Origin of the sequence: Mesorhizobium sp. Pch-S (genome assembly GCF_004136315.1) — a bacterium.
GTDB lineage: Bacteria > Pseudomonadota > Alphaproteobacteria > Rhizobiales > Rhizobiaceae > Mesorhizobium.
Genome location: NZ_CP029562.1, coordinates 5,830,077 through 5,856,388, shown reverse-complemented (window position 1 = coordinate 5,856,388; position 26,312 = coordinate 5,830,077). Strand labels below are relative to the sequence as shown.

The window sequence follows — 26,312 nt, the reverse complement described above, 5'->3', positions numbered from 1 at the left end:
CCTACGATGATCGCGGGAACACAGAACATATTCGGGAAAACCGAATGGGAGGCACTGTGAGTGCACAAGAAGCCGCCACGAGCCTGCTCGAGGTTCGCGGGCTGACGAAGGTATTCGGCACGCTGACGGCGTGCGACCATGTCGACCTCACCATCCAGAAAGGCGAGATCCACGCGCTCCTCGGCGAGAACGGCGCCGGCAAGTCGACACTTGTGAAGATGCTGTTCGGATCGCTGGAGCCCCATTCCGGCGAAATCCGCTGGGAAGGCGAGCCGGTCAGGATGACCAGTCCGAGCGTGGCAAAGAAGCTCGGCATCGGCATGGTCTTCCAGCATTTTTCGTTGTTTGAAGCGCTGACCGCAGCAGAAAACATCGCTCTCTCGCTAGACGATGGCGCGCCGATCGGCTCGATCGCCGCAAAAGCCAGGGCGCTGTCCTATTCTTACGGCCTGCCGCTGGATCCCGGCTCGCTCGTCGGCGACCTTTCCGTCGGCGAACGCCAGCGCATCGAGATCATCCGCTGCCTGCTGCAGGCGCCACAATTGATCATCCTCGACGAGCCGACGTCGGTGCTCACGCCGCAGGAAGCGGACAAGCTGTTCGAAACCCTCGAGCGGCTGCGCGCCGAAGGCAAGTCGATCCTCTACATCTCGCACCGCCTGGAGGAAGTGAAACGCCTGTGCGATCGGGCAACGGTTTTGCGCCACGGCAAGGTTGTCGGCCATTGCAACCCACGCGAGGAAACGGCTTCGTCGCTGGCCCGCATGATGGTGGGCAACGAGGTCAAATCTGCCGAACGAACCCCGATCACGCTCGAAGGCGCGCAGGAACTGCTCAGCGTCTGCGGATTGAGCCGAAAGCCCGCCGGACCGTTTTCCATGCCGCTCAAGAACATCTGGCTTTCCGTGAAAGCAGGCGAGATCCTCGGCATCGCGGGCGTTGCGGGCAACGGCCAGGGCGAACTTTTCGAGGCGTTGTCCGGCGAGGTGCAGCAAACCAGCGCCGATGCCGTGCGCATCCGCGGCAAGGACGCCGGCAAACTCGACATCACTGGTCGTCGTCTGCTGGGCGCAGCCTTCGTTCCGGAAGAGCGGCTGGGGCATGGCGCGGCACCGCGCATGAAGCTCTCGGAAAATCTGCTGCTCTCGCGCTACGCGACCGACGGCAAGGCATTTGTCGGCTCGGGCGGCATGGTCAAGGACGGCGCTGTCTATGAAGCGGCGCAGCGCATCATCAAGAACATGGATGTGCGCAAGAGCGCGCCGGATCCGGAAGCTGCCGCGCTGTCTGGGGGCAACCTGCAGAAATTCATCGTCGGCCGGGAGCTGGATCGCCAGCCGACGGTCATGATCGTCAACCAGCCGACCTGGGGTGTCGATGCCGGTGCTTCCGCCCACATCCGCCAGGCCTTGATCGAACTGGCGCGTGGCGGCTCGGCGGTTCTGGTCATCAGCCAGGACCTCGATGAACTGTTCGAGATTTCCGATGCCATCGCGGTGATGCACAATGGCGAACTGTCCAAGCCGATCCCTATCGCGGAAGCCACCTTCGAAAGGATCGGCCTGCTGATGGGCGGCGCCGAACCCGGTCACGTCGAGCACAAGCTGGAGACCGCGTAATGCGCCTGGAACTGGTCAAGCGCCCGCAACGTTCCGTGCTGTTTTCGGCGCTGTCGCCCTTCATCGCCTTCGGATTGACGATAGTGGCGGGCGCTATCCTCTTCGCGCTGCTCGGCATCAATCCGCTGACGGCCTTCTACACCTACTTCATTTCGCCGATCACCGAAGTGTGGCAGCTGCACGAGCTGGCGATCAAGGCAGCCCCGCTGATCCTGATCGCGGTCGGCCTGTCCGTCTGCTTCCGCTCCAACATCTGGAACATCGGCGCCGAGGGCCAGTTCGTCTTCGGGGCGATCGTGGGTTCCGTCATACCGGTGCTCTATCCGGACCTGCAGGGCCCTCTGGTGCTGCCGCTCATGCTGCTGATGGGCATGGTTGGCGGTGCGGCCTATGCCGCAATCCCTGCATTCCTGAAAACCCGGTTCAACACCAATGAGATCCTGACCAGCCTGATGCTGGTCTATGTCGCGCAGCTCTTCCTCGACTGGCTGGTGCGCGGCCCCTGGCGTGACCCCAAGGGGTTCAACTTCCCGCAGACCGTGCAGTTCAACCCGTCAGCCGTGCTGCCTGAACTGATGCCGATGTCCGGCCGAGCCAACCTGGGCTTCATCTTCGCGCTTGTCGCCGCGGTCCTGGTCTGGCTCATGATGAGCCGCATGCTGAAGGGCTTTGAAATCCGCGTGCTGGGCTCAAGTCCGCGGGCAGGGCGGTTCGCCGGCTTCTCGTTCAACCGCTTGGTCTTTTTCGCTTTCATGCTTTCGGGAGCTCTCGCCGGACTGGCCGGCATCTCCGAGGTTTCCGGTGCCATCGGCCAGCTGCAGCCCTCGATTTCTCCAGGCTATGGCTTCACGGCCATCATTGTCGCCTTCCTTGGCCGTCTGAACCCACTGGGCATCGTCGCTGCCGGCCTGGTGCTTGGCCTGACCTATCTCGGCGGAGAGGCGGCGCAGAGCGTACTCGGCATCTCCGACAAGGTGGCGCGCGTCTTCCAGGGCATGCTGCTGTTCTTCGTGCTGGGCTGCGACACGCTGATCCACTATCGCATCCGGCTTGTCGGCCTAGCACCAGCCCCCAAAATTGACGCTTCGCCGAAGCTGGAAGAGGCTCACTGACATGGACATGACTGTCAGCATTCTCCTGACCATCGCCACGGCGGCAACGCCGCTGCTGATCGCGGCCATCGGCGAACTGGTCGTCGAACGCTCCGGCGTCCTGAACCTTGGCGTCGAAGGCATGATGGTGATGGGCGCTGTCGCCGGCTTTGGTGCCGGTCTCCTCACTGGCTCGCCCTGGATCGGCCTTCTTGCGGCCATCGTGGTCGGTGCGCTGTTCTCGCTGCTGTTCGCAGTGATGACGCTGTCGCTCGCCACCAACCAGGTCGCGACCGGCCTGTCATTGACGCTTCTCGGGCTCGGACTGTCCGGCATGCTTGGAACCGGCTTCGTCGGCCTGCCGGGCGAACGCCTGCCCAATCTCTACATTCCGGTGCTGACTGACCTGCCGGTGGTCGGCAGATTGCTGTTCGGCCAGGACCCGATCTTCTATATCTCGATCGCGCTGGTGTTCGGCGTATCCTGGTTCCTGTTCAAGACCCGCACCGGGCTCACCCTGCGCTCGATCGGCGACAGCCACACCTCGGCCCATGCGCTGGGCATCCAGGTCATCAAGTACCGTTATCTGGCAGTGATGTTCGGCGGCGCCTGCGCCGGCCTCGCCGGCGGCCACCTCTCGCTGGTCTATACACCGCAATGGGTGGAGAACATGACGGCCGGCCGCGGCTGGATCGCGCTGGCCCTGGTGGTGTTTTCGTCCTGGCGGCCGCTGCGCGTACTTGCCGGCGCCTACATCTTCGGCGCGGTCTGGATCGGCCAGTTGCATGCTCAGGCTTTCGGCATACCAATACCCTCGCAGTTCCTGTCGTCGCTGCCTTATCTCGCCACCATCGTCGTGCTCGTCATCATCTCGCGCAACAAGCGCCTGACCATGATGAACACCCCGGCCTCGCTCGGACAGGCTTTCGTTCCGGATCGTTGACAACCTAAAAAAACACAAGCATAGCAAGGTTAATCCAGAGAGGTAACATCATGAAAAAACTACTGATTGCCCTGATGACGTCGGCGGCGGCGATGTCCGTTGCCGTCTCCGCGGAAGCCGCGGATAAGTTCAAGGCCTGCTGGGTCTATGTCGGCCCGGTGGGCGACTTCGGCTACTCCTACCAGCATGACCAGGGCCGCCTCGCGGTCGAGAAGAAGCTGGGCGACAAGGTCGAGACCGCCTATCTCGAAAACGTCGCCGAAGGCCCGGATGCCGAGCGCGCGTTCGAGCGTCTGGCACGCCAGGGCTGCAAGCTCATCTTCGGCACCTCATTCGGCTTCATGGATGCCGAAGTGAAGGTCGCCAGCAAGTTCCCGGACATCAAGTTCGAGCACGCCACCGGCTACAAGACCGCACCGAACCTCGGTATCTACAATGCCCGCTTCTATGAGGGCCGGTACATCCTGGGGCAGATCGCTGCCAAGCAGTCCAAGAGCGGCGTTGCCGGCTACATCGTCTCCTTCCCGATCCCGGAAGTGGTGATGGGCATCAATTCCTTCATGCTCGGCGCACAGTCGATCAATCCGAACTTCAAGGCCAAGATCGTCTGGGTGAACTCCTGGTTCGATCCGGGCAAGGAAGCCGACGCAGCCAAGGCACTGTTCGACCAGGGCGCGGACATCATCGTCCAGCACACCGATTCCACGGCGCCGCTGCAGGTGGCACAGGAACGCGGCCTGCATGGCTTCGGACAGGCTTCGGACATGATCAAGTTCGCGCCGAAGTCGCAATACACCGCGATCGTCGACGATTGGGCTCCGTATTACATCGAGCGCGTCGAGAAGGCGCTGGACGGTACCTGGAAGCCGGAGGATCGTTGGGAAGGCATCAAGGCCGGAGCGGTCTTCATGGCGCCCTACACCAACATGCCGGATGACGTGAAGGCGATGGCGGAAGCCACTCAGAAGAAGATCGCCGACGGCTGGAATCCCTTCACCGGTCCGGTCGCCAAGCAGGATGGATCGGCCTGGCTGAAGGACGGCGAAGTTGCCGACGACAAGACACTGCTCGGCATGAATTTCTACGTCAAGGGCGTGGACGACAAGCTGCCGCAGTAAGCGCGCGGCAAGCCGCAAATGGAAAAGGGCGCCTTGCGGCGCCCTTTTTTGGTTCAGCTGACCGGCTGCGTTCTGGGCAGCCCGACCGGTGGATCAGACAGCCATGCCGTGCAGGTCGTAGGCATCGGCCCGGTCGACCTTGACGGTGACGATGTCGCCGACACGGAGCGGCCGGCGCGACTGGATGTGCACCGAACCATCGATCTCCGGAGCATCATATCTGGTACGGCCCTTGGCGACCGCGCCGTTCGCTTCATCGATGATGACGGGCAGGCGCTTGCCGACCTTCTTCTGCAGCTGTGCGGCGGAGATCTTCTGCTGGCGCTGCATGAAGCGGTGCCAGCGCGCCTCCTTGACGTCGTCCGGGACCTGCTCGAGGCCGAGATCGTTGGAGCGCGCGCCCTTCACCGGCTCGTATTTGAAGCAGCCGGCGCGGTCGATCCTAGCTTCGTCCAGCCAGTCGAGCAGCATTTCGAAATCTTCCTCGGTCTCGCCGGGGAATCCGACAATGAAGGTCGAGCGGATGGCTAGATCCGGGCAGGCTTCGCGCCACGAACGGATGCGATCCAGCGTCTTTTCGCCATGGGCGGGCCGGCGCATGTTCTTCAGGACCTGCGGCGAGGCGTGCTGGAAGGGAATGTCGAGATAGGGCAGGATCTTGCCCTCGGCCATCAGCGGGATGACGTCCGCGACATGCGGATAGGGGTAGACGTAGTGCATGCGCACCCAGACGCCGAGTTCACCCAATTCCTGCGACAGGTCGAGGAACTTGGCGCGGACCTCGCGATCTTTCCACGGGCTGCTGGCGTATTTGATGTCGACGCCATAGGCGCTGGTGTCCTGCGAGATGACCAGCAGTTCCTTGACACCGGCGGCGGCAAGTTTTTCGGCTTCGCGCAGCACATCCGCCGCGGGGCGCGAGACGAGGTCACCGCGCAGGTCGGGAATGATGCAGAAGGTGCAGCGGTTGTTGCAGCCTTCGGAAATCTTGAGATAGGCGTAGTGGCGCGGCGTCAGCTTGACGCCTTGCGGCGGCACCAGATCGGTGAACGGATCGTGTGCAGGCGGGGCGGCTTCATGCACCGCCGCCATCACGCTTTCATAGGCCTGTGGGCCGGTGATGGCGAAGACATTCGGATGCTTTTCGCGGATCAGCTCGGGCGTCGCGCCCATGCATCCCGTGACGATGACCTTGCCGTTCTCCTTCAGCGCGGTGCCGATGGCATCGAGCGATTCATCCCGCGCGGAATCCAGAAAACCACACGTGTTGACCACGACGAGGTCTGCCCCGTCATGCTTGCGTGCTATCTCGTAACCTTCCGCGCGCAACCGGGTCAGGATGCGCTCGGAATCGACAAGTGCCTTCGGGCATCCGAGGCTGACAAAGCTGATACGGGGCGCTGCGGTCATCGTGGCGTTCCAATGGACACGGGCCGAAACCCTTGAAGGGCCGGCCCGGAAATCTCTGGTTTTCTGTTGGTGCGCCCGAAGCGGCGCTCAATTCAGCGGCGCAATAGCACAGTTCGAAGGTCAAGCAAACGGCGTCAGCCGAGCGACCTGGCCGGGGTTGGCTCAGGCGCCACTCAATGGGCGGCACCAGCGGCCTTGCCGAACCAGGGCGACAGGAACTGGAATTGTTCGGGGAACTGCTCGACTGCACCGTCAAGCAGCATCTTGACGGCAACATAGAGGATGATCAGCAGACCGATATAGGCGATCCAGCGATAGCGATGCAGCAGCCGGGCGACGAAGGACGCCGCAAACCCCATCAGTGCGATCGACAGCGCAAGGCCGATGATCAGCACCGTCGGATGTTCCATCGCCGCACCGGCAACGGCGAGCACATTGTCCAGCGACATCGAAACGTCGGCGATGACGATCTGCCAGGCGGCCTGGGCAAAGGTCTTCCGCGCGGGGCCGGACGACGCCTTCCCATTGTCGATATCGTCGAGGGCCTCGGTGGCCTCGTGTTCTTCCTCGTGCGTGACGCTCAGCTCGCGCCACATCTTCCAGCATACCCACAGAAGCAGCAGGCCACCGGCGATGAGCAGCATCGGACCGATTGCGAGCAGCCATTGGGTGATCAGGGCGAAAATGATGCGCAGCACCGTGGCTGCGGCGATGCCGACGAGGATCGCCTTCTTGCGCTGGTCCTTTGGAAGTCCGGCCGCAGCAAGGCCAATGACGATTGCGTTGTCGCCGGCAAGGACGAGGTCAATGGCAATGACCTGGAGAAGAGCCGACAAACCTGCTGCGGTGAAGATTTCCATCGATGGAAGCGCTCCTCATCGGGGGTTCATGAATTTGGCCCTACGAGCATCGACCTGTGGCGTCAAGCGCTCTGCGTGGAAAGGTCGTGGAAAGCCGGCACTTCAGCCATTGTTTGATTGCCCTGCCGCCACTGACAATCGCGATGACGACGCCGATACCGTTGACGCTGGGAACAGGAAAGCGCTAAAGCCGGTTTCGACTGGTTCGGCATGCTGAGGCAATTGCCCCTACAGGCTGGACAGTGGAGGGATGGCCGAGCGGTTTAAGGCACCGGTCTTGAAATTCGCTTAGAGCAGTCCCTTGCCGTCCCGCTCAATCCTTACATATACTGTTTTTTCAATGTGATAGAGGGATTGACTCTCGTTCAATCCCGTTCTGTGCTGCATCATGCTACGAAGTAGCGTAGCAATAAGCGTAGCAAAGCGTTCACCGCATGTTCTTGCCGAGGAGAGCCCGGCCACCGAAGCAGCCGGGCGCGGGAAAAACCTTAAAGTAGCTGAAGGGTTTTCGGCAGCGCCGAAGCAGCCGGGCCGCTCAAATCATCCTGCGATCAGGTAGTGCGCCAGCCATCCGGCCAGCACCGTTCCCATGAACATCACGTCCAACGTGGTCATGCGTCCCTCTCACGCAGGTCCTGAAACTGTCGAGCGCAGTCGATCAACACCCTGCGGGTTGGATCGAGAGCATAGCGACGCTGATCAAACGCGTAGGGCTTGAACCCTTCCAAGACCACGCTGGCGGGAAAGACCTCCGCCATGAAGTCACCACCGGTCCATTCGTCCAGCGCGTCCGAAAGCTCCCTACAAAGGCGCTGGACGCGCTGCGCGGCATTCTCAGCCGCTGGAGACGGCACAGGTAGCAAAACCAATGCTGGTGCTCCTGTGAGGATTGTGCGCCGGTTCAGCATGGGCGTTGTCCATGGGCTGCGCGGTAGTGAGCCAGCATGTCCAGCGACAGGATGTCGTCATCCGTGGGCGCGAAGTTGCGGAGATTTATGATATTGGGTGACGCGCTCGGCCTTGCTTGTTGGGCACGGGCCTTTTTCAGCATCGCGTTGGCCTCACGAACTCCGTCGCCTTGGAAATCGACTGCACCCTTGCAGCCTGGGAACGTCGGTAGGTGCGAAGGCCAGATGCCAGGGTCTTGCAGGGCATCCTGATCGGCGATGCCCATCTCCGCCTGATCTTGTTCCCGTTCATCCTCGTGTTCGCGATCGTCGAGGCAGTCCTGTTCGCCGACCACGCCACGGCCGAACGATTCGGCCCAGCCCAAGTACGGTTCTCCGTCGGGGATGAAATAGCCTTCAGCCACATCCTGCCGGCGTTCTTGATCTATTTCCTCGGTTGTCCCGAGCGAGTACTCATCGTCGCCCGTGGTGGCCCCTTCATCTTCCGACACGTCTTCGGCCTCGTCGGTACCGAACATATTCAGATACGTCTGATCATAGGGCATTGAGCCCTTCTCCCATCCGAGAGTGAATTCATCATCCGCATCGTCATGTTCGAGTTCACCCCAGCAATTGCACCAAGCGGGGTTTTGACCGACCTGACCATCGGCTGACCAGCCCAAGGATGGTTCACGATCTTCGTCGCCGCCTTCAGCGCCGCCATTTCCTTCACGGTCGTCGCCGCTGCCGAGATCTGGCTCCAGATCGGGATCAGGCTCCATAGCGTCGAGGAGGTTGATCAGGCTCTCGATCGTATAGGCAATGCTGGTCCGGTCCTTCGGGGTAATGCGCAGGAAGAACACGTCAGTCTTCGCCGCCTCGGCATAGGCCTCACCCTTCTTGGTGAGTTCGATACCTTCCGTTTCGCCGAAGAGTTGCCGAAGGTCGATATCGGGCAGGGGAGCATAGCTCGGCTGCTGTTGCGGCCTCATATGCGCCGGCCATGGGATCAAGCCATATCGCTCGCCACCTGGCTCACGGTAGCTGCCCGGGACAAGCCCGTAATAGTGCTCAGGGATGTAGGAAGTCATTGTCTCACTCGCGGTAGAACCGGCCTTCCACAGCCGGGGAACGCTCACCTTTCCACAGGTGCCGTTCCTATCTCTGGCGGCGGGCCAGTAGCCGGGGGGTGGAAACCTGCCGCGAGACAGGTCGAACGATTTTAAGCTTTCGCTCTGGACATAGCGTTCGCCCCCGGCCATATTCAGCCGAGTTGGAACGCCCGCCAAGGCGTTACCTATGCGCATCGAGACCCGCCAAGGTCTCTTAGCGCGTCAGCAGCGCACATGACGCCAATCATGTCCTGCTTATCGCGGTCCGGGTTTCCACACCCACGGATACGATCAACCGATTTGCTTAAAAATGCAAGAACGCCCTTAGGGGCGGCGCTTGTGTTTGCGCACACGGGGGATTGCCATCATGGCAATACCTTCCAGGTACCTGCGTGATACAGGTGCCTTCAAACGCAGAAAAAAGCCCGCTCCGGCGTGAACCGGAACGGGCCTTTGATGCCTGAGAGCGCTCGCTGACAGCCAAGCGCGGGGCGCCAATAGCTGCATTGAGCCGAAATCGCAACCACCCTTTACGGCGGCCTGCGACGCTTATCCTCGACGATCGCCTGCAGGGTGGCAGTCAGCGCCGCGACCGTGTTGGACAGCCCGACGATGCTGTCTTGCACCCTATCCAGCCGGTTGAGCGTCGCGTTCTGAAACCTCTCATTCGAGACCGTCGCCTCGGCCTGCTTTGTCTCCACGGTTGTCAGGCGCTCGGAAAGCCTGATGGATTGGTCCGAGGCCTGCTGTGCGGTTTTCTGCGTCTGCTCGACCTGGTCCTGGACCTTGTCGAATTTCTCAGCCTGCCAGCCGGTGTAGAGCCAGAACAGGAAGGTGAGTGTCGGGATTGCAAGCACCATGGAGAGCCTTGCCGCCATGGTGATGATGACGCTGTTCACGATCTTCTCGGAGACGTTCGGCATGTTGGCTTCCTCGCTCAATGTCCCGATCCTTCCGAAGGCTTCCAGCCGCACCACTTTGCGCCCTGGAAGTTGTGCTTGTTGATCTCATCGAGTTCGGAGCGCGGCGTGTCCGATCTGGCATCCCGCCGCGGTGAGTTGTGGTCGCACCAGATCGAGCGCGGATCTGATGGAAGCGGGCCTTTGTCTCTCACCGAACAGGCCGCCGTGAGAGACAAGCACGCTAGGCTTGCACAGATGAGCCTCAACGCCTTGCCCATCGCGTCGCCTCCTTGCGGGCTTCCTCATCGGTCATGCCGGTGACGCGCCGCTCGATGTCGGTTGCCTCGCGATCCATTTCGAGCCGGTCCTCAGCGGCAGCGACCTTCTCCTTGGCTTGGCGAGCACGTTCTGCGTTGACACCTGACTGCCGAAGCTTCCAACCGGCGAATGCAGCCGCCAACGCTCCAGCTATCACCGGCCAATATTGGAGGACGAGCGCCAGCATGGTCAGCGCTCCCAGCCAAACTTGCGCGCCAGGTGATAGGCGAACTCGGTCGCAACGCCGACGGCGGCCGTGGCCGCGACCGTGGCGACGGTCACCACATCCGGGTCATTGGAAAGCTGGTCCCCTATCTGGTAGCCGATGACGGCGCCCACGCCATAGCGGAGGAGAATGCGGACGTACGGGCCCATGTCAGGCTCCTTTGCGGTTGAACACGATGTCGAGCGGGATTGTCAGAAGGCTGCGCTTTGACTCAGGCGTGGCCGCTGGCGAGGGTTGAGGCGCTGGGGGCTGTGGAGTGGCCGGAATGGCCTGAGGCGCGCTGACGGGCCGCTCTGCCGGGATGGTGATGGTTTTCGGTGCCTGACCGATGTAGCCGGCTTGGCGAAGGGCGGTTTCGAACGCTTGGGCATAGCCGGCGATGATCTGACCGTTCGCTTTCACATCAGCGTTGATGATTGCCCGGGCCCCGACATAGTCGGCTCGATCGCCAGAAATGAAATCCGACAGCTTCTTGCCGGTGAACATTCCTGCCCGCATGCCCTCGATGAGGATGCGAGCCGATATCGCGCTGCCGTTTGCCGCTTCCGGATTGGCGACGAGGTCAATGCCGACCAGCTTTGACGCCTTCCGGTAATTCTCCTTGCCGGTCAGCTGAGGCAGCGCGCGGCCGCGATATCGCCAGCCGTCGCCGGATGCTTCCGAACCGTTGCCCATGCGGTTGGCATAGACGCGGTTGGCGAGACCCTGCGGGTTGCGAACGTAGGGGATGGCTGCGGCGGTGCTGGTGAAGCGAGAGGGCCAGACCTCACGAAGGCGGGCGGCGCTCGTATAGGTCAGGTTCTCGGTGACTGGCTGCATTCTGCCACCGGTCTCGTGATAGGCGGTGCCGAGGGCATACGAAAGATGCCGGAGCGGCAGGCCGGCGTTCTGGCCGGCATCGAGTATAACCTTCAGCCCATCGACCTGAGGCTGAGACAGGGAAGTCCCGAACACGCCTGACGAGCGCGCGCGGAGGCTCCCGAAGAACTTGCTTCGGTCCATGATGCGTTTCCTTGGAGGATCGTGGGAGTTGGCGGCTAAGGCCGAAGTTTACAGCTGAGATGCCGCGACGAAGAACGCATCGATCTGTTGAGGCGTAAAGCCGAGCGCGGAAAAGCCGGTCTGCATCATCGGCTCGGAACGGACGAATGTACCGCTGTTCGCATAGGCGATCTGGACTGCTTGGTCCTGTGCGGCAATCCAGGCTTCAACTTGGTCAAGCAGGCCTGCGGCAAGAAGCTGGAGCTTGAACTGTCGAGCCGAAACCGACGACGGGATCAGAGCCGCTGCCTTCTGTTCGGCCGTGATGATGATGGAAGGATCAGGCGTCCACATTGGCTGTCTCCTCTTCGTCGTGCGGCAGAGCAATCGGCCCGTCGCTCATCACTGTGATCGGATCGGGAAATGCCTCCGCCTGAGAAGGGTTCGGTCCGTGTGGCAAGATCAAGGCTATTTGCAGCTCGCCGGCAATGCGATCGACTGATCCAGCGATCCATTCGCAGGGGATGTCCCCGTGAGGGATCGTTGCGCCATCGGGCAATGTCGAGAAATCGAACTGCTCGCTATTGATCGTCAGGATGTCGCCTGCTTTGGACACGACAAGCGTATCGTCGCGGCGCTGGGGTGAGAGAGTGATGATCATCAGAACCACCTTCCATGCGCGAGTATGTTGGCCTTGCGGCTTGATGCGATGGATGCGTAGCAGAACAGCTGCGCTCTCACGGCAGTGTTGGACGGCACTGAACACGCCCCCCAGATGTTGGTGCTGTCAGACATCACAAGGCAATCAATCTGACCGGCGCTCGCAAAGGCCGCTGGAAAGGAAAATGTCTGCTCAGCGGCCCCGGAATAGATCGAGCCCGCAGCTGTTGTAATTGGCCCAAAAGTCAGGTCCTGCATCCAGCAGATTTGGGTGCCATCGGCAAAGCGGCTGTAAAAACCGCTGGAGTTGGCACCTTTCTCAGGCACAATCGGGCGCCACGGTGTCCAGGTCGCGCCTCCGTCTCCGGTGTGACGCAGATAAAGAGTAAATGCGCTGCCAACAGTGTCGCCAAACCCTGCCATCTGGGTGACCACCGTCGAGGCCCGCGCCATGACAAGCATGGGGCCATAAGCGGCCCCATTGGGCGGACCATTGACTGCCGAAGCACCGCTGCCGGCGTAGATGCCGCTGCGGAGTGCCTTGTTGTAATCGTTGAGGGGTATCGACAACCCGATCACACCGCCCAAGCCAAACGCTCCGACCGTAAGACCTGCTCCCGCCGTCGCGTCGTCAATGGCAGACTGTTTCGGAGCCACATTCAACGAATTGCGGATAGACGCGAAATTTGCTGCCGCAAGCAACGATACGACATCGTCGGATGGGATGGTGGCGAGGAACGCTTTCACTTTGTCTGAAAGCGGAACCGTCTCCGCGACTTGCGTGGGGCCGAAGCCGATCAGCGATCGTGACACAGCGGGCAAGCCGGCCAGCGCCACAAGAGGGGAACTGGAGATATCCTGCAGAACCTTTCGTGCAAGGCTTTCCGTGAACACGACATCGGGCGTGCGCATGATGGTGTATGGCCGCGCAGCCTGCGCGACGCCATGGTACGGCTTCAGCAATGTGATCTCGGTATTGCTGACCACGACATCAACGACATTGTTGGTGCCTTCCTCTGGCATGACCTGATCGCCCGGCTTCACCCAGCCGGCCCAGAGCGTTCCCTGTCCGGTCATGGTCTTGGAACCGACCGACAGCGTCGCGGCGCCTGTATCGTAATAGGTGATGCCCATGGTTATGCCTCCTCGTCCGGCTCCGACGCGATGGGGGCAGCAGTCAGTTCCTTGATCTGAGCCTCAAGGGTGAGAACCTGCTCGACCAGACCGTTGATCCGCTGGCGATAGCCATCGTTCTCGCCTTTCAGGCTGAGCAGATCGTGCGCCAGCATCAGGTTGCGGTTCTGGAGGAATCCGACGAGTGCATTCGCCTCCGTGAGCGCCGCCACGGGATGCACGTGAAATTGCGCGGGAGCAGCAGTTTCCTGCCCCGCCCGATCAGGCTGGTTCATGTCGGTAGTGTCCTGTCGAAGTTTAGGAAAGGGTGTTCTGGAGGATGAAGAACTTCCACGTGAGCGGCAGGATCACGCCTCCGGCCGTCCACTGCATCACATAGAGTTCGATGCGGTTGGTGTAGGTGTTCAGTTCATAGTGCGGCGTGACTTCGAGCGTGTTGCCACCCGCCGAGTTGATGACGAAGGGCGCCTGATAGCTGGTGCCGTCACTCCCTATGCCGGCCGCAAGGGCGTAGGGAGGATCATTCGGAAACGGCGTGTCGAAATACTTGATCGCCTTGTAGTACGCCGCGTAGGGGTTTCCCTCGCCATGCGGACCTGCCGTGAACGTCCCTTCGAACGCCACCCGCATCGCTACGAGATTCGGCGAGAACACCATGTTCGCCAGCGAGGCGGTACGCACATCATAGCCAGGCTTGGCGATTTCGATGCCAGCGTTCGAAATTCGAGCTTCGAGGGTTGCCACTGCTCAACCTCTCTTGAAGAGAGCAACGGAACAGCCGAGCGGGCTTTGCGTGCTGAGCGCTGGCTTGATGAAGCGCAACGTCAGTGTGTTCGCGGTGATGCTGACCATGCGAATGGCCCATGCTTCGCTGGGATAGCCATCCTGACTGTTGCCGACCCCGACCGACGCCGGACGCGGAAAGCAATTCCGGCCGCTCACGTTGCGAGGCCACAGCATGTATTCCGGATCGGTCACGCCAGCGTCCGGAATGCTGACATTCGTGGTCTGATCGAGCGGATCTTTGGTCGTGCTGCCGGCGAACGGACACGGCACGAAACCAAGCCAATAGGGCTGAGTGGCCAGCATCTGCTCGTGCAACAGGCAGTCGTCGACCGACGCATAGCGAGCATCGGCGGTGCTGCCTGGCTTCAAGATGCGGAACTTGAACACGCCGCCGCCGTCGAAGCCGCGGAAGGCTTGCCGGATCATCTACATCACCTTCAGCCGAAGCGCCGTCCAGGCAATCGTTACCGGGGATGAACTGTTGATCAGCTTCAGCGAAGCGATGATGCCGGTGCGATGCACCTTGATGTAGTAGTTTCCACTGGTGCTGCCTGTGTTCTGCATGGTGTAGACATTTTCCCACTCGCCACCTGCGATCGAGAAGCGGTACAGGCAAAGCGGCACGAAGCCGGGATCTGTCCACGACGCGATTGTCACCGGCCCTGTGTCCAGGCTACCGCCATAGCTCAGCGTGTATTGGCCATTCGCCAGCTTCGAGAGCATGCCGATATCATCGGTATCCATCACGACCTTGTTGCGAGGCACGTTCGCATCGCGCGCGCTGTACCCCGGCAAGACCCAGCGGCCACGCCAGTGGTCAACGACCCAATCCCAGAACGCGGCAGACGTTGTCATGCCCGCCACCATTCCTGTGTGCCGTTGGCCACGTTGTAGATGTGCAAGCCATTCGGGGACTGAAGGATTGCCGCTGTGACGGTGCCGAGATTGGCGAAGTTTGCGCGCAGCGTGCCGTTCTCGATCGCGACCGGGAACAGCTTGCTGCCCGCGCCATCGGTGAAGTAGATCAGGTCCGCGACCAGACCGGCCATGGTCTTCCCGTCCGATCGGGCCGAAAGCAGTATCGCTGCTGATCGGGTCGAACCGTTCGCTGTGGCAGATGCCGCAAGGCCGACAGTTGCTTCTGCGCCGGCTTCCGTAGCGGTGACATAGGTTCGGAAAAGACCCTGCGCCGAGATGCCACCGACGGTCGCCTGCACGCCGCTGATCAGCGTTCCCTGCGCCGTGATCTGGCCAGCTTGCTGGTCGACCTGGACCTTGACCAGGTTAAGCGCCGTGGCGCTGGCCATATCGGCAAAGCGAGCTTCGTAGGTGTCCAGGCGCTGGACGATCGCAGAGTTCGGCCCGGTGGCGGCAAACACCACTGACTTGTATTCGGCGGTGACGGTCTCGTATGCCGACTTCAGTTGAGTGACTTGCGACACCTTGTTGAGGAACTGCCCTGCATCCTGATCAAGCGACTGCTGCGCGGATTTTTCAGCACGCTCAATCAGCGTGCGGATGTCTTCCTGAAGCGGCGGCAGCAGGTTCGCGGTGTTGCGGTTGACCTCCTCGACCATGCCCGGGAGGTAAACGTCGTCGTCGCCGAGCGTCGCCTGCAGCGTCTTGACGTACTTCCAAGGAGACGGGAAGAAGGCGCGCGCCGGCTGCGATCGCAAGATGTAGCGTACTGCCCAAAGCGAATTGGACATCACGCCCTGATAGAGGTCGTGGATGGTCTGGTTCTTCAACGCCGGCGGCGCAGGGACAGTGCTTGCCGGTATGTCACCAACCGCATTGACTGGGCCATACTCGATGCGAATTTCAGTGATGGTCTGATCTTCGATCGGGTTCCACGATGCACGGATGCCCGCGCGAGCCGATCCGGTGGAAGCCGTGTTCTTGATCGCCGTAATGTTGAAGTTGACGAGCTCGCTCTGATAGTCCGGCGCACCCGGTCCCGTCGCGTCCGGCGGGTTGGTCTGATAGGCGGTCGGGTCGAAGATGCCTTCGCCGACTTCCTGTATGGTGACATAGACAAGGCGGCATGAGTTCGGCCCGATTGGACCGAGCCGGCGGCGCACGATCTGGAACGTCTTGGTAAAGCCACCGGCCTCGTCTTCACTCTGCCATTGGAACCACTGGCCGACCTTGAGGCCGAGGAACTTGTGCCGAAGGCAGATTTCGCCGTTGCCCTGATACCGGCTGGCGCGCAGGGCGATGTCGTTCAGCCGGTCGCCAACTTTCGGATCAGTGACAGCGTCATAGGGGATGGACGTTGCCAGCCGTTCGCGATCTGCCGCAAAGGCTGGAGCATCAGTGCGGGTGGCAAGTGGGACGCCGTCATAGAAGGCGTCCGGCGACGCATAGGTGCCGGCGATCGTGTTGACCAGTTCCGACCGTGTGCGGTAGCGCGAGAAGTTCTTGTCTTCGCCGTCGACCAGGTCGTCATCGGTGATGGTGGCGACGATGGCTTGGCTGGCGCCAGCGATCGGATATTCGCCGTCCGGACCCTCATACCATGACGCAGCGCACGCAGCCTGAAGCGGTGCCATGTTGCCGGCATGGGTGATGCCCTGGCCTGCTGTGGCGATATAGGCAGCCTTGTAACGCGCACCCGTTCCGACAACCTCATCACAGATATTGGCGGCCAGCGTCCACTTGCCGATGGGCAGGCGATCGGTCGAAATGCCCTTGCCGACAATCAGCTGATCGCCAAGCCAGAAGCCGCGTTCCAGATTGTATTGCAGGACGATCGGATTGCTCGACTGTCCCCACGTCGTCGGATCGGTCCAGCGCTGCGCACCCGAGCCGCCTGCCGAGCTATCCTGCCGCCAGTCATAAGCGACACCGGTAACCTCGAAAAACGCCTGCCAAGCGTTCGGCAGTTTCTCGCGATCGAGCTGCTGCGTGACAACGGCGTAGGCAACACCGGCAAGGCGATGGGCAACGGTCCATCGGCCGGCGGGGTTGGCGCGTGCGATCAGTCCCGGATCAGCCGCCTGGGCGAGATCACCCTGATAGACCTTGACCCAGATTTCCGGCTCGATGCCCTGGATACGCTGGCCCCGCTCGGCATCGACGGCACCGCCGAGCGAATACCACTTGCCCTCGTATCGGACGCGCGGAACACCGAAGATGCGGAAGTGCGACAGGACATAGAGATCCTGCACCGTCCGCCCGCCCTTGCCATAGGCGTTGCGGTAGATGTGATGACCGGCAAGGCCTCGTGTGCCGAGCACCACGCTCCGCGGCAGATCCTGGCCATACTGCGTTTCGAGGTGCGAGACCTGTGCCGGGACGTCCGGCTTGAACAGTTCGCCGATGGCGTATTGCGCGGCAAGGCCAAGGCCGATCTTCAGCGCACCGGCAAGGATCGTGCTTCCGCTGAAGAAAGAGAACGCACCGCTGAGAACGGAGCCGACGCCTGCAATGACGGGACCAAGGAATGCCATTACCGAGCACCCACCTGATAGGCCGAGCGGATTTCGGTGATGCCAACGAAGGCAAGGCCGGTCTCGGTTTTGACCGCAACCTCGTATTCGCAGACATAGCCTGCCGACAGCACGCCATTGCGCTCGACAACGACCAGATCACCACGCAGCGCCGAGAAGGCGGACGGCAGCGTCGGGAACAGCTTGGCAAGCATCTCTTCGACGGTCTCAGCCTTTCGACGGCGCAAAAGCTTGGCCGCGCCCTGCTCGGTCGAATAGGTGCCACGAACCTTGGCGGCAGGATCGAAGCCGGTCACTGCCTCGACAGCATCCATCGCCGTCATCAGGCAGTCGGAGACACCCCATTCGCCTGGAAGGCGAAGGTGCTTTTCCGTCACGCGCGCAAGGCGGCGATCCCAGTCGGGCAACCGGGGCAAAATCTTCAACATGTCGGAATGCTCAGAGTTCGATGGCGAATTTCTCGGTCTTGATGACCGTGGCGTATTCAAAACCGCGATCGCCTTCAGAGATCAGCTGCTGATCCTCGTGCGATGCCGAGCGGTAGCCGTCGCGGTGGTTGTCCAGGGCACCGGAGATCACATGCCCCTCAAGCCGCATTTCGCCGCCTTCAGTCACGTGCGTGATGTAGTCGACATAGCCAAAGGCCAGTTCCTCGACGTGCAGCAGTTCGCGCGTGTCCGGATCGAAGTATGCTTCACGCAGCTGGCAGGGCCGACCCTTGTAATCCTGGCTCTCGATTTCGGCGAGCTTGTCAGGCGTGATGCCGAAATCAGAACGCGCCGGCATGGTGACAACGAACTCGGTTGCCTCCATCCCCATCGCGCCGTCTGGCGGCTCGGCCGTGATGAGTTGGTTCGGCACGTAGGTCACACCTTCGTAGACGAGCTCGTAATTACCGGTCCAGACACCCATCCACGCATTGCCGAACTTGTAGAGGATCAGGCCCCGGATCGCGATGCGGCCTTCGTCGAGAAGCTGCTCGAGGCGGGCGGGATAACTCATTGCGGCACCTCCACGAGAGTGAAGGATGCCACCGGGAAATGGTCATCCGAAACGGAGAACGATCCCGGCAGGACGCGGGTGTTGAGTTCCGGCCTCAGGAACTTCGCCACGGCGCCGGGAGTGATGTACGGCGGCACGAATGGCTCGACAGTCAGGGCAAGTGCATTGGCCGCCGCAGTGCCGCCGGTCATGACACGATGCCTTGACCGGTAGTTGCCTGCCTTGAGCGAGAACAGGTCGCCCGGCATCATCTTCAACCCGTTGATCAGGTTGTTGAGCGTGACGTTGAAACCGTTGGTCACAGACTGCAGCGTGCCGTCATTGAGTTGGATAGCACCGGCATTGCCCCAGTAGGCTTGAGGCAGGCAGTTGTCTGTCGGACGATGCACCACCGTGACCATGCCGTTGCGGACACGATCGCGGAAGGCGAGGAGTAGCTGAAGCTCCTTTGCAGTCATTCGAAGCGTTTGCATCGGGATCTGCCAGAAGGGATCAGCATAGTCGACGACGCTGATGACGCGATTACCGGCGCGGCTCATCGACACGGAATCGATAAGCTCCGGCCTGGTCGGCGCAAAGCGGATGGCGGGAAGATCAACGATCATGGCTTCATGCCCTTGACCTTCATCTCGCGCAGCGCGTTGCGAACGAGTTGCGTCATGTTGCCGGTGGCATCCTTGACTGCCCGTCTGACTTCCTCGCCGACGCCGGGTTGGGCATTGCGCGCATCGACGTTGATGGTCGGGCCGCCGATGTAGATCGGTGAGCCGCCACCATCGCCACCGATCAGCTTTTCCGTGATGTCGTTGGGCACGACTTGGCTGCCCCTCGGCAGGTTGACCAGTTCTCGGCCGCGCTCGCCGACCACCGCAAGACCACCCGGCGCGGAGGATGTGCCGTTGGCGAAGCTGCCCGTGATGAACTTGCCGATCAAATCGAAGACGCTGCCGAATGAGCCACCCGACGAATTGCCGGACTTCGGCTTGAACAGCATGTCGAAACCGCTGTTGAGCAGCATCGAGGCGAAGCGCGTGCCGAGCTCCTTCAGCACATCGCTGAGCTTCCGCGCGCCGGTGATGGCATCGATCGCGCCGTTCTTGAAAGTGTCGTAGAATTCACCCGATGCCTGCTCGGCCTCCTGTTGCCGCTCGCGCACCTGCCGCAAGACCTCCGCCTGCTGGGCATAGGCTTCGGACACCGCGTTGATCTTTGCAACCTGATCGGGAGACAGCCGGATCGATTCGAGATCCTTCTGACCTTTGCGGGCAGCTTCCTCGCGCAGTCGCTTGAGCGCTTCCTGCTCCAGATCGAGCGCCATGCGGCGGCGCTCCTGCTCCTGAAAGGATAGGCCGATCATGGCCGCTTCCTGGCGCAGAGCTTCGGTCCTGTCCTTTACCGCGCGCAGATCCTCGTCGGTGCGCTGACCGGCGTTCAGGCGCTGGCCACGGGCCCCACGACGTGCCGCACGCTCGCGATATCGATCCTGCTCGGCGAACACGTCCTCTCGGTTGGGCGTTCGATCTGGTGTAGGAGCGGTTTCGGGAAGATCGATCTGCCCTGACTGATACCTTGCGGGTCCGCCTTTGGTGGAAGCGCGAATTCTACCATCCTGCTGACTTTGGAATTCAAACGCCTTTGCGCTCGCCTTCGCAATTTCCTGTGCCAGCCGACTGAATTCGTCTGCAAGGGAACCGGCAGCAGGCACGCCGGTTCCGCTCAGGACATCGGCAAGCACAGTTTGCACTCGCTTTGCGTCTTCAGCCGTCGCTGTTTGGGATTCGATCCTTTGCTGCAGGATCGAGAAAGCATCCTGCAAGCGAGCAACTTGCGTTTCCTGGCCGGCGAACGAGCCAAGGTCACCGATCAGAAGGGCTAGGTCGGCTCGTAATCCGTCGACCTGCTCGCGTGTTTTCTCGAAAGCGTTGTCTTTACCGATGTTGGTGGCTTCTTCCAGGTCCTTCTTGTCGGCGAGAGCTTCGCGCTCTTTGGCGTAGGCTTGCAAAGCGGGTAGCGCATCGCCCCATTTGTTCACGACGCGCTGGATTAGCTCGGCTTCGTTCTTAAGCGTTTCCGCCGACTTCTCCCCGCCCGATATGATTTCGAGGAAGTACTGTGCGGCATACCCGCCACCCGCAATGATTGCCAAGGTGGCAAGGCCGACCGGGTTCAAGAGGGACATAAAGGCACCGCCCAACGCCGCAACAGCCCCGCGCGCACCCGTCGGCCCGAGAGCTTGATTGATCTGCGTACCCTGCTGGATTGCAATCAAAAACGGCGACTGACCACCCGCCAACTGAACGCCAATGTCGTTCAATTGCGCAGCAAGGTTCGCGGTGTTTCCCTTCATTGCGGCGACGGACTTCGATGCTCGATCGATACCCGGCAATCCCTTTTCGCCGACCTTTGACAGAGCGTCTTCAGCCCTGGTGCCGGATGCCTCAATGTCACCGAATGCCTTGTTGGCGTTCGTGCGCGCCTTTTCGAGCGACTTCTCAAGCGACGTGAAACGTGCTTCGAATATGGCCAATAGGCGTTCGGCTTCGATGGCCATGGAGGGGCACCTTGGACAATTGGTTGAAAGGATTGGTGGCCGCCGCGTGCGTCACTGTGATCGCGGTCGGCGGCTTCTATTTCTGGCAACAGCACCAACAGGCAGTTGTTGCAGAAGAGTTGGGAAAGCAGGAGACCATGAGGCGCGGGTGCCTCGCGGCCGTTGATGAGAACCTGCCAGCGCTGAAGCAGTATTGCGCCGAGAAGGGCTACATCACCCAAGAGCAAGCCCAACGCTAATGCAGCCCGCGTGCCCTCGCGACAGCCAGGTCGAGCTCATCTTCCGTCGGCGCTGAAACTTGCCCATGCGCCTTGTTCCACTGCCGGCAGATCGCCCCGTACTGGCCGAGGGTCAGTGAGCCGACATTGGCTATTCCCATCAGGACGGCGTTTCCTCGAATGACGGCGAAGTCGAGCCGTTCGGCTCCACCGTTTCCGCTTCCCCCGATGACGTGTCCACTTCGTTGCTGTGAACACGTTCCAGCGCTGCCCGGATGATGACTGCGGCGAGGGCAACGCTTTCCACCAAGGGGCGGATGTCGACATAGCGCCGCACCATCAAGCGGGCGTCGACAGGCGACATGCCTCCGCCGATCAAGCCGATCCGGATTGTCTCCGAATAATGCTTGAGCTTGGCGAATGGCGAGGCCGACACCATCGACGAATAGAGCAGGAAGATCGACATTTCGGTTGCCGCTTCCAGTTCCTCGACCTCGTCGAGACCAAGGCGGAAAGTGTGATCACCTCCCGCCCAGGTGATTTCAATCGCGCCGTGCCGGTTCATGCGGCGGCATCCACCCAGACGATCGGGCCAGACGACATCAGGGTCACCGACACCTGAGCCTTCTGGTTGCGCTCGCCGGTCACTTCGAAGTTGGTGAGGTGGAAAGCGCCGGACCAGTAACCGCCTCCGTTGGCCAACGTGACATTGTTGAGCAGGACGCGGCAGTTCTTGGTGTCCTTGGAGATGAACCACTCCCACCAGTCCTTGATTGACGGCGTATGCACGCGGCCGGCGCCGGCGATCTGGCCAGAAAGGCCGTCCTTGGTGACTTCCTTCCACGCGGGATCATCCGGGTTGTTGCAGTCCGGATTGATATCTTCGTTCGTGTCGGAACTGAAGGTGATGCCGCGCTGCGTGTTGATTAGGCAGTCGGCGGCAAAGACTTCAGGTGTGGCACCGTCGCCGATCTGGACGAGCAGCTGAGTGCCATTCATGGATTTCACAGGCATGGGAGGGGTAGCCATCGGCTTCTCCTTTCGAGAGTTATGGCAGCGGTTGCAGGGACTGAGGGTTGAGGAATGCTAAGCAGGCTCGAGCACGTGACGAGAGGTCACGATGCCGTGCTTGGACACACCGTCCGGATCGTCGAGATACCGAATGTTTTCGATCGAGGCGATGACGACGCGAAAGCCCTCAATCGCGGTGATCTGGGTAAGGCGCTGCACTACGGCCGGCCCGATGCTCTTCACTTCGAGCTTGCTGCCGGTCTCCGGCTCGGACCAGATGTGGATGTCGGTGAAGACCTCCCAGCCTTCGGCGCAATCGTCGCTGTCGTCGAGCACCTGCTCGTTTCCGATGTGGATGTAAGGCGCCTCCGTGTCCGGAGGAACCGTGTCGAACACCTTGCCATCGACAAGCGCGGGCGCAGCCGTGAGCGCGGCATAGATTGCCTTCTGCAACTGGTCGCCGATCATCATTTGAAAGCTTTCTTGGCACCGTTGCGGACCGCCCGGGCGAGCCGCGTTCGAGCTCGTTTCTTGCCCAGTCGATAACCCGGGAAAAAGAAAGGCGAAGCGGTTGCCCCGGGATGGTGCACCTCTTCGATCAACCGACCATGGATGTTGAGCAGGCCACCAGGCCGCTTTGCCTTGATCGTATGCGCCCGCGTGCCGAACTCGACGAGACTGGCGTACCACGCTTTTTTGTCGCCAGCGTGCAGAGTTACGGTCAACTCGGTGGCGTCGGAACCACTCGCTTTCAGGCCGCGCACGTTCGCATTGTCAGGGGTGTAAGTCCCAAAGGTGTAGCCGATACTGGCCTTCAGAGCGCCGCTCTTTACGGGAGCGAACCGCTTCATGAGGTCGGTGGTTTCCTCCGCCGAGACTTCCAGCGCCTTGCGAATCTCGTCTTTCATGGCACGAGGCAAGGCGGCGATCTGGCCGAGAAACTTCTGTTTGCCGGCGATCTTCATCCGTTCGGGCCGCCAGTCTGCGCAAGGATATCAACCCACCTGCGATCAGGCGTCGGGGTAGCGTCGAGGATGTTGTAGGCCTGGCCTGTCCTCGCATCCCGTGCGCGCCAGCCACCCGTGATCGTTCTTGTCTGGCTATCGGCGCGCACCCGGATCAGCAGTGTTCGCTTGCTCTGAAGGCGATCAGCCATCACCGCCTCACCAGTATTCCGATGAACGTACGCGGCGCGACGCGAGAACGTTTCTTGCCATGGTGTGGTGACACCGCCGCCGCCGTCCGACCCGGTACCGCGCTTGTCGAAGGCAACCCGCTCACGCAGGCTGTTGCTGCTCGCCGGCATTGCCATCTTGATCATCCTTCGTGCGAGGCCTGGAAGCGGGTACGGCACGATTGGCCGCGATTGCTGCCTCACTGCACTCCCGCGTGACGTTCTCCACCATGCCCGCCTTGAAGGCAGTGGTGACGCGGCCACCGAGAGCCGCTGGAGAGAAGTCGAAGTCTTCCGTGAACCTGATCCACATCACAGCACCTCACGCCACCGTCGGCTTGCGCATCATGCAAAGGAGCCCGACGAGCGGGTTCTTCGGATCGGATGAGCCGAGGCCGGAAAGGAGTTCCGGCGCCTCGGGGTCGTAGAGGGATGCCACGCCCAGAACGATCGCCTGCTTTACGGCCTTGGGCGCGTCTGCCGCTGTCCATGGTGGCGTGACTGCCAGCCTGCGCAGATACCGCAACACGGCTTCCTCGACACTGTCGATATAGCCCTGGATCAGGCCATCGTCCTCGTGATCGAGCACCACGCCGTTTTCATCGCGCTCGATGATGTGCAGTGCGGCTTTGACGAACTCCAGCGTAACCAGTGAGGCCATCGGTTAAGCCTCCTTCGCCGGGTTGCCGACCCGGATAGGCCCATTCGCCACAGGCGCGGTCACTGGTGCGCTTTTGCCGTCCTTGCCTCGCTTGACAGCCAGACGCCAGCAATCGCCGCCGTCGGGCTTCTCTGTCGTTTTCTGTTGCGCAATCCAGAACGATCCGCCCCAGGTCACACCGTCGCCGCGCTCGTACTCCCGGCCGTCCTTGTAGACGCCACGGTCGAGCACCACCGAAACCTGATGCCGGAACTCCTTGACCTGGTCGCCTCGGCTGTAGCGGCGGATGATCGTGCGGCCATCGTCTTCGAGCTCCTCGGTCATGTCCTCGAAGGCCAGACCGTCGCTGCCGTCCTTACCCGGCTCGCCATCCTTGCCGACGACTGGGCCGAGATCCTTCGTCGAGCCGTCCGACATCGTCAGCACCAGATTGCCGGCTCGATCGATGATGGCGCTGGTTACGCTGGTGCCTGACACAGGCTCACGCGCTTCAAGGCTGGCGATACGCTCCAGCAGCGGGCGGGTGGCCGTGTCGACGTGCTCTTTCACGACGGAGGCCATAGCCGCCGACAGGGCGTCGAGTTCTTCCTGTGTCATCGATCACCCATCAGGTTTTTGCGCAGCATCGCGCCGAAATAGGCCGCCTGCACCTCGGGAGGATTGTCATTCGCGGGTGGTGGCGCCGGCGGATTGTTGACACCGTCGATCAGCGCACGGTCGCGTGCTTCAATGGCCGCAAGGCTGTGATCCTGCTGTTGCAAGTACGTGGTGTCGCCACCCTTGATCTTGCCAAGGCCGATCATGCGCCGCTGCTCGTCGAGGGTGCCGATGCCCTTGGCCTTCATGGCGACTTCGTACTGAGTCAGCGTGTCCATCCGCATCAGCGCATCGGTATCGAACTCGGTGCCGATGGTCTCCCCATCCATCCCAAGACCTTCGTCGAGACCGGCCTCTATGCTCTCGATGAGCGACTGGAGGCACGAGCTATAATATTCGATGTTGAGAGCCTGGACGTTGGTGTTCGCTGGTACCGGACCCATGCCGATCTTGTATGGCGGCACATGATAGACCGAACAGACGACATCGGCCGTCCACTTCAGTTGCTCGACAAGCTGGCTGTCCACGGCCTTTGCGGTAATGCCATGATACGCCAGCCCGCCGCCGACGACGCAATCTTGCCACGGTTTTTCCCGCCGAACTGCTCGTTGAAATAGGCCTGCAGCTTTTCGGCGTCGGCATCGTCCATCTCAAGTTGCGACGAGAGCACACCACTCGGCTGGGCACCGTTCTGGAAAAACGTCGCCGATGCATCCTGGATCGCGATCGCCTGCGTGGCTGCGAGACCACCGGCCATGATCGGGGAGATGCCGACAAGCGGATGATAGAAGCAGTTGAAACGATCGTGGATGATCTCGCGCGCTGGCACCCGGATCGTTTCCGGCAAGCCCAAGCCCAGAAGCTTGTCCGATTGAAGCTCATAGAAAACGCTTCCATCATCCGCGATCATCGGAGTGACGAGGCTCGGGTCGAGCACATAGAGCCTGACCACTACACCTCGGCCGTCGCGCTGCTTCAGCACGTAGGTGTTGCCGCTCTGAAGCTTGGACAGCACCCAGCTTTCGAAAAACTGAATTCGGTTCTGGAAGTGGTTTGGCTTGCGGATGACGGGCGAATAGGCAGGATTTTTCGTCTCCTGCCAAATGTCGTCGCCGTCATCACCTGTGTTCTTTACCAGTTTGACGCGCAGCTTCGAGATATCGGACGCGATCAGAGTTCGGCAGGCGAAATCGGCGAAGTTGGACAGAACACTGTCGCGGTTCACCTCGACATTGCGCTGCCAGGCACCGGCGAACGATTCGAGAATGCGCCAACCGCTGCGGCCACCCCGCGGCGAGACTGGCGAGAGCGACTTTGCAGCCCTCGTGATGTTGAAACCCAACAGGCGCATGATCAGCCTTTCGCCGCTGCGATCTTCTCGCGAAGAGTGGCGGCATCCCAGCCGTGGAAAGGCTTCTTGCCGACGATCAGCGCATACTCGGCCCGCAGGTCGGCAAGGAGGTCGACCTGTCCACCGGCCGGAGCCGCCCGCATGTCTGCCGCCTCATAGCCGAGCTTGCCAAGGATGACCGCAAAGCGGGGATCGCGGCACTGGAGCGCGCGCGTCATGTAGCTGGACTTTTTCATGGCTGGCCTCGA

The 26,312-nt window shown here is 61.2% G+C and carries 35 protein-coding genes and 1 pseudogene; 5 read left to right on the top strand and 31 right to left on the bottom strand.

Annotated features, from left to right (window positions below; all coding sequences use genetic code 11):
* Positions 1-44 precede the first annotated feature (44 nt).
* Genes C1M53_RS27715 through C1M53_RS27700 form a run of 4 tightly spaced genes read left to right on the top strand, consistent with a single transcriptional unit; the run spans position 45 to position 4,771 of the window.
* A complete protein-coding gene (locus C1M53_RS27715) occupies positions 45-1,619 on the top strand; it encodes an ABC transporter ATP-binding protein (RefSeq protein WP_165358255.1) in 1,575 nt (524 codons plus the stop codon).
* Positions 1,619-2,731: an ABC transporter permease gene (locus tag C1M53_RS27710; RefSeq protein WP_129415298.1), complete on the top strand. Its 1,113-nt coding sequence runs from the start codon at positions 1,619-1,621 to the stop codon at positions 2,729-2,731. Before C1M53_RS27715 ends, C1M53_RS27710 begins: the two co-directional genes overlap by 1 nt.
* Position 2,732: 1 nt before the next feature.
* Positions 2,733-3,653 carry an ABC transporter permease gene (locus C1M53_RS27705; RefSeq protein ID WP_129415297.1) on the top strand — a complete coding sequence of 307 codons (921 nt, stop codon included), beginning with the start codon at positions 2,733-2,735 and terminating at the stop codon, positions 3,651-3,653.
* A 50-nt stretch (positions 3,654-3,703) separates the two neighbouring features.
* Positions 3,704-4,771 (top strand): BMP family ABC transporter substrate-binding protein, encoded by a 1,068-nt coding sequence (locus tag C1M53_RS27700; RefSeq protein WP_129415296.1) that lies wholly within the window; start codon positions 3,704-3,706, stop codon positions 4,769-4,771.
* A 93-nt stretch (positions 4,772-4,864) separates the two neighbouring features.
* On the opposite strand, the gene rimO is transcribed toward C1M53_RS27700, so the two are convergent.
* From rimO to C1M53_RS27595, 20 genes are all read right to left on the bottom strand, one after another.
* Complete coding sequence (gene rimO / locus C1M53_RS27695; RefSeq protein ID WP_129415295.1) at positions 4,865-6,181, bottom strand: 30S ribosomal protein S12 methylthiotransferase RimO; 1,317 nt, start codon at positions 6,179-6,181, stop codon at positions 4,865-4,867.
* 173 nt (positions 6,182-6,354) lie between these two features.
* On the bottom strand, positions 6,355-7,041 hold the full coding sequence (locus tag C1M53_RS27690; protein ID WP_129415294.1) for a TerC family protein: 687 nt from the start codon (positions 7,039-7,041) through the stop codon (positions 6,355-6,357).
* Between the two features lie 611 nt (positions 7,042-7,652).
* Positions 7,653-7,949 (bottom strand): hypothetical protein, encoded by a 297-nt coding sequence (locus C1M53_RS27685; RefSeq protein WP_129415293.1) that lies wholly within the window; start codon positions 7,947-7,949, stop codon positions 7,653-7,655.
* On the bottom strand, positions 7,943-9,019 hold the full coding sequence (locus tag C1M53_RS27680) for a hypothetical protein (RefSeq protein WP_129415292.1): 1,077 nt from the start codon (positions 9,017-9,019) through the stop codon (positions 7,943-7,945). Before C1M53_RS27680 ends, C1M53_RS27685 begins: the two co-directional genes overlap by 7 nt.
* 551 nt (positions 9,020-9,570) lie before the next feature.
* The gene (locus tag C1M53_RS27675; RefSeq protein WP_129415291.1) at positions 9,571-9,963 is read right to left on the bottom strand and encodes a hypothetical protein; all 393 of its coding nucleotides are present in this window, start codon (positions 9,961-9,963) and stop codon (positions 9,571-9,573) included.
* 241 nt (positions 9,964-10,204) lie between these two features.
* Entirely contained in the window at positions 10,205-10,447 is a 243-nt protein-coding gene (locus C1M53_RS27665; protein WP_129415289.1) for a hypothetical protein, read from the bottom strand.
* Positions 10,448-10,449: 2 nt separating this feature from the next.
* The gene (locus tag C1M53_RS27660; protein ID WP_129415288.1) at positions 10,450-10,635 is read right to left on the bottom strand and encodes a hypothetical protein; all 186 of its coding nucleotides are present in this window, start codon (positions 10,633-10,635) and stop codon (positions 10,450-10,452) included.
* Position 10,636: 1 nt separating this feature from the next.
* On the bottom strand, positions 10,637-11,488 hold the full coding sequence (locus C1M53_RS27655; protein ID WP_207213046.1) for a hypothetical protein: 852 nt from the start codon (positions 11,486-11,488) through the stop codon (positions 10,637-10,639).
* 48 nt (positions 11,489-11,536) lie between these two features.
* Positions 11,537-11,821: a hypothetical protein gene (locus tag C1M53_RS27650; protein ID WP_129415287.1), complete on the bottom strand. Its 285-nt coding sequence runs from the start codon at positions 11,819-11,821 to the stop codon at positions 11,537-11,539.
* A complete protein-coding gene (locus C1M53_RS27645; protein WP_129415286.1) occupies positions 11,808-12,128 on the bottom strand; it encodes a hypothetical protein in 321 nt (106 codons plus the stop codon). Before C1M53_RS27645 ends, C1M53_RS27650 begins: the two co-directional genes overlap by 14 nt.
* Positions 12,128-13,261, bottom strand: a complete 1,134-nt coding sequence (locus C1M53_RS27640) for a pyocin knob domain-containing protein (RefSeq protein WP_129415285.1) — start codon at positions 13,259-13,261, stop codon at positions 12,128-12,130. The genes C1M53_RS27645 and C1M53_RS27640 overlap by 1 nt, the downstream gene beginning before the upstream one ends.
* 2 nt (positions 13,262-13,263) lie before the next feature.
* Entirely contained in the window at positions 13,264-13,536 is a 273-nt protein-coding gene (locus C1M53_RS27635; protein ID WP_129415284.1) for a hypothetical protein, read from the bottom strand.
* 22 nt (positions 13,537-13,558) lie between these two features.
* Positions 13,559-14,005, bottom strand: a complete 447-nt coding sequence (locus tag C1M53_RS27630; RefSeq protein WP_129415283.1) for a hypothetical protein — start codon at positions 14,003-14,005, stop codon at positions 13,559-13,561.
* Positions 14,006-14,008: 3 nt separating this feature from the next.
* Positions 14,009-14,473, bottom strand: coding sequence for a hypothetical protein (locus tag C1M53_RS27625; RefSeq protein ID WP_129415282.1), 465 nt, complete (start codon positions 14,471-14,473; stop codon positions 14,009-14,011).
* Positions 14,474-14,902: a hypothetical protein gene (locus tag C1M53_RS27620; RefSeq protein WP_129415281.1), complete on the bottom strand. Its 429-nt coding sequence runs from the start codon at positions 14,900-14,902 to the stop codon at positions 14,474-14,476.
* Positions 14,899-17,499, bottom strand: coding sequence for a phage tail protein (locus tag C1M53_RS27615; RefSeq protein ID WP_129415280.1), 2,601 nt, complete (start codon positions 17,497-17,499; stop codon positions 14,899-14,901). Before C1M53_RS27615 ends, C1M53_RS27620 begins: the two co-directional genes overlap by 4 nt.
* Positions 17,499-17,927 carry a hypothetical protein gene (locus tag C1M53_RS27610; RefSeq protein WP_129415279.1) on the bottom strand — a complete coding sequence of 143 codons (429 nt, stop codon included), beginning with the start codon at positions 17,925-17,927 and terminating at the stop codon, positions 17,499-17,501. The genes C1M53_RS27615 and C1M53_RS27610 overlap by 1 nt, the downstream gene beginning before the upstream one ends.
* Positions 17,928-17,937: 10 nt before the next feature.
* Entirely contained in the window at positions 17,938-18,501 is a 564-nt protein-coding gene (locus C1M53_RS27605) for a hypothetical protein (protein ID WP_129415278.1), read from the bottom strand.
* Positions 18,498-19,106 (bottom strand): hypothetical protein, encoded by a 609-nt coding sequence (locus C1M53_RS27600; protein WP_129415277.1) that lies wholly within the window; start codon positions 19,104-19,106, stop codon positions 18,498-18,500. Before C1M53_RS27600 ends, C1M53_RS27605 begins: the two co-directional genes overlap by 4 nt.
* The gene (locus tag C1M53_RS27595; RefSeq protein WP_129415276.1) at positions 19,103-21,052 is read right to left on the bottom strand and encodes a phage tail length tape measure family protein; all 1,950 of its coding nucleotides are present in this window, start codon (positions 21,050-21,052) and stop codon (positions 19,103-19,105) included. Before C1M53_RS27595 ends, C1M53_RS27600 begins: the two co-directional genes overlap by 4 nt.
* Before the next feature lie 11 nt (positions 21,053-21,063).
* Here C1M53_RS27595 and C1M53_RS27590 point away from each other — a divergent pair, with 11 nt between their 5' ends.
* Positions 21,064-21,291 carry a hypothetical protein gene (locus C1M53_RS27590; RefSeq protein ID WP_129415275.1) on the top strand — a complete coding sequence of 76 codons (228 nt, stop codon included), beginning with the start codon at positions 21,064-21,066 and terminating at the stop codon, positions 21,289-21,291.
* On the opposite strand, the gene C1M53_RS31820 is transcribed toward C1M53_RS27590, so the two are convergent.
* The 11 genes and pseudogenes from C1M53_RS31820 to C1M53_RS27540 form a co-directional block, all read right to left on the bottom strand.
* Positions 21,288-21,431, bottom strand: a complete 144-nt coding sequence (locus tag C1M53_RS31820) for a hypothetical protein (RefSeq protein ID WP_165358254.1) — start codon at positions 21,429-21,431, stop codon at positions 21,288-21,290. The genes C1M53_RS27590 and C1M53_RS31820 overlap by 4 nt on opposite strands.
* The gene (locus tag C1M53_RS27585; RefSeq protein ID WP_129415274.1) at positions 21,431-21,835 is read right to left on the bottom strand and encodes a gene transfer agent family protein; all 405 of its coding nucleotides are present in this window, start codon (positions 21,833-21,835) and stop codon (positions 21,431-21,433) included. The genes C1M53_RS31820 and C1M53_RS27585 overlap by 1 nt, the downstream gene beginning before the upstream one ends.
* The gene (locus C1M53_RS27580; protein ID WP_129415273.1) at positions 21,832-22,299 is read right to left on the bottom strand and encodes a phage tail tube protein; all 468 of its coding nucleotides are present in this window, start codon (positions 22,297-22,299) and stop codon (positions 21,832-21,834) included. Before C1M53_RS27580 ends, C1M53_RS27585 begins: the two co-directional genes overlap by 4 nt.
* A gap of 57 nt (positions 22,300-22,356) precedes the next feature.
* Complete coding sequence (locus tag C1M53_RS27575) at positions 22,357-22,752, bottom strand: DUF3168 domain-containing protein (protein ID WP_129415271.1); 396 nt, start codon at positions 22,750-22,752, stop codon at positions 22,357-22,359.
* Entirely contained in the window at positions 22,749-23,246 is a 498-nt protein-coding gene (locus C1M53_RS27570; RefSeq protein WP_129415269.1) for an HK97-gp10 family putative phage morphogenesis protein, read from the bottom strand. Before C1M53_RS27570 ends, C1M53_RS27575 begins: the two co-directional genes overlap by 4 nt.
* The gene (locus tag C1M53_RS27565; protein WP_165358253.1) at positions 23,243-23,593 is read right to left on the bottom strand and encodes a phage head closure protein; all 351 of its coding nucleotides are present in this window, start codon (positions 23,591-23,593) and stop codon (positions 23,243-23,245) included. The genes C1M53_RS27570 and C1M53_RS27565 overlap by 4 nt, the downstream gene beginning before the upstream one ends.
* Complete coding sequence (locus C1M53_RS27560; protein WP_129415265.1) at positions 23,559-23,768, bottom strand: hypothetical protein; 210 nt, start codon at positions 23,766-23,768, stop codon at positions 23,559-23,561. The genes C1M53_RS27565 and C1M53_RS27560 overlap by 35 nt, the downstream gene beginning before the upstream one ends.
* A 9-nt stretch (positions 23,769-23,777) precedes the next feature.
* Entirely contained in the window at positions 23,778-24,116 is a 339-nt protein-coding gene (locus C1M53_RS27555) for a head-tail connector protein (RefSeq protein WP_129415263.1), read from the bottom strand.
* 3 nt (positions 24,117-24,119) lie between these two features.
* Positions 24,120-24,713 carry a hypothetical protein gene (locus C1M53_RS27550; protein ID WP_129415261.1) on the bottom strand — a complete coding sequence of 198 codons (594 nt, stop codon included), beginning with the start codon at positions 24,711-24,713 and terminating at the stop codon, positions 24,120-24,122.
* Positions 24,710-26,064, bottom strand: a pseudogene (locus C1M53_RS27545) (phage portal protein). The gene C1M53_RS27550 and the pseudogene C1M53_RS27545 overlap by 4 nt, the downstream one beginning before the upstream one ends.
* Positions 26,065-26,066: 2 nt before the next feature.
* Positions 26,067-26,300, bottom strand: coding sequence for a hypothetical protein (locus tag C1M53_RS27540; protein ID WP_129415259.1), 234 nt, complete (start codon positions 26,298-26,300; stop codon positions 26,067-26,069).
* Positions 26,301-26,312 lie beyond the last annotated feature (12 nt).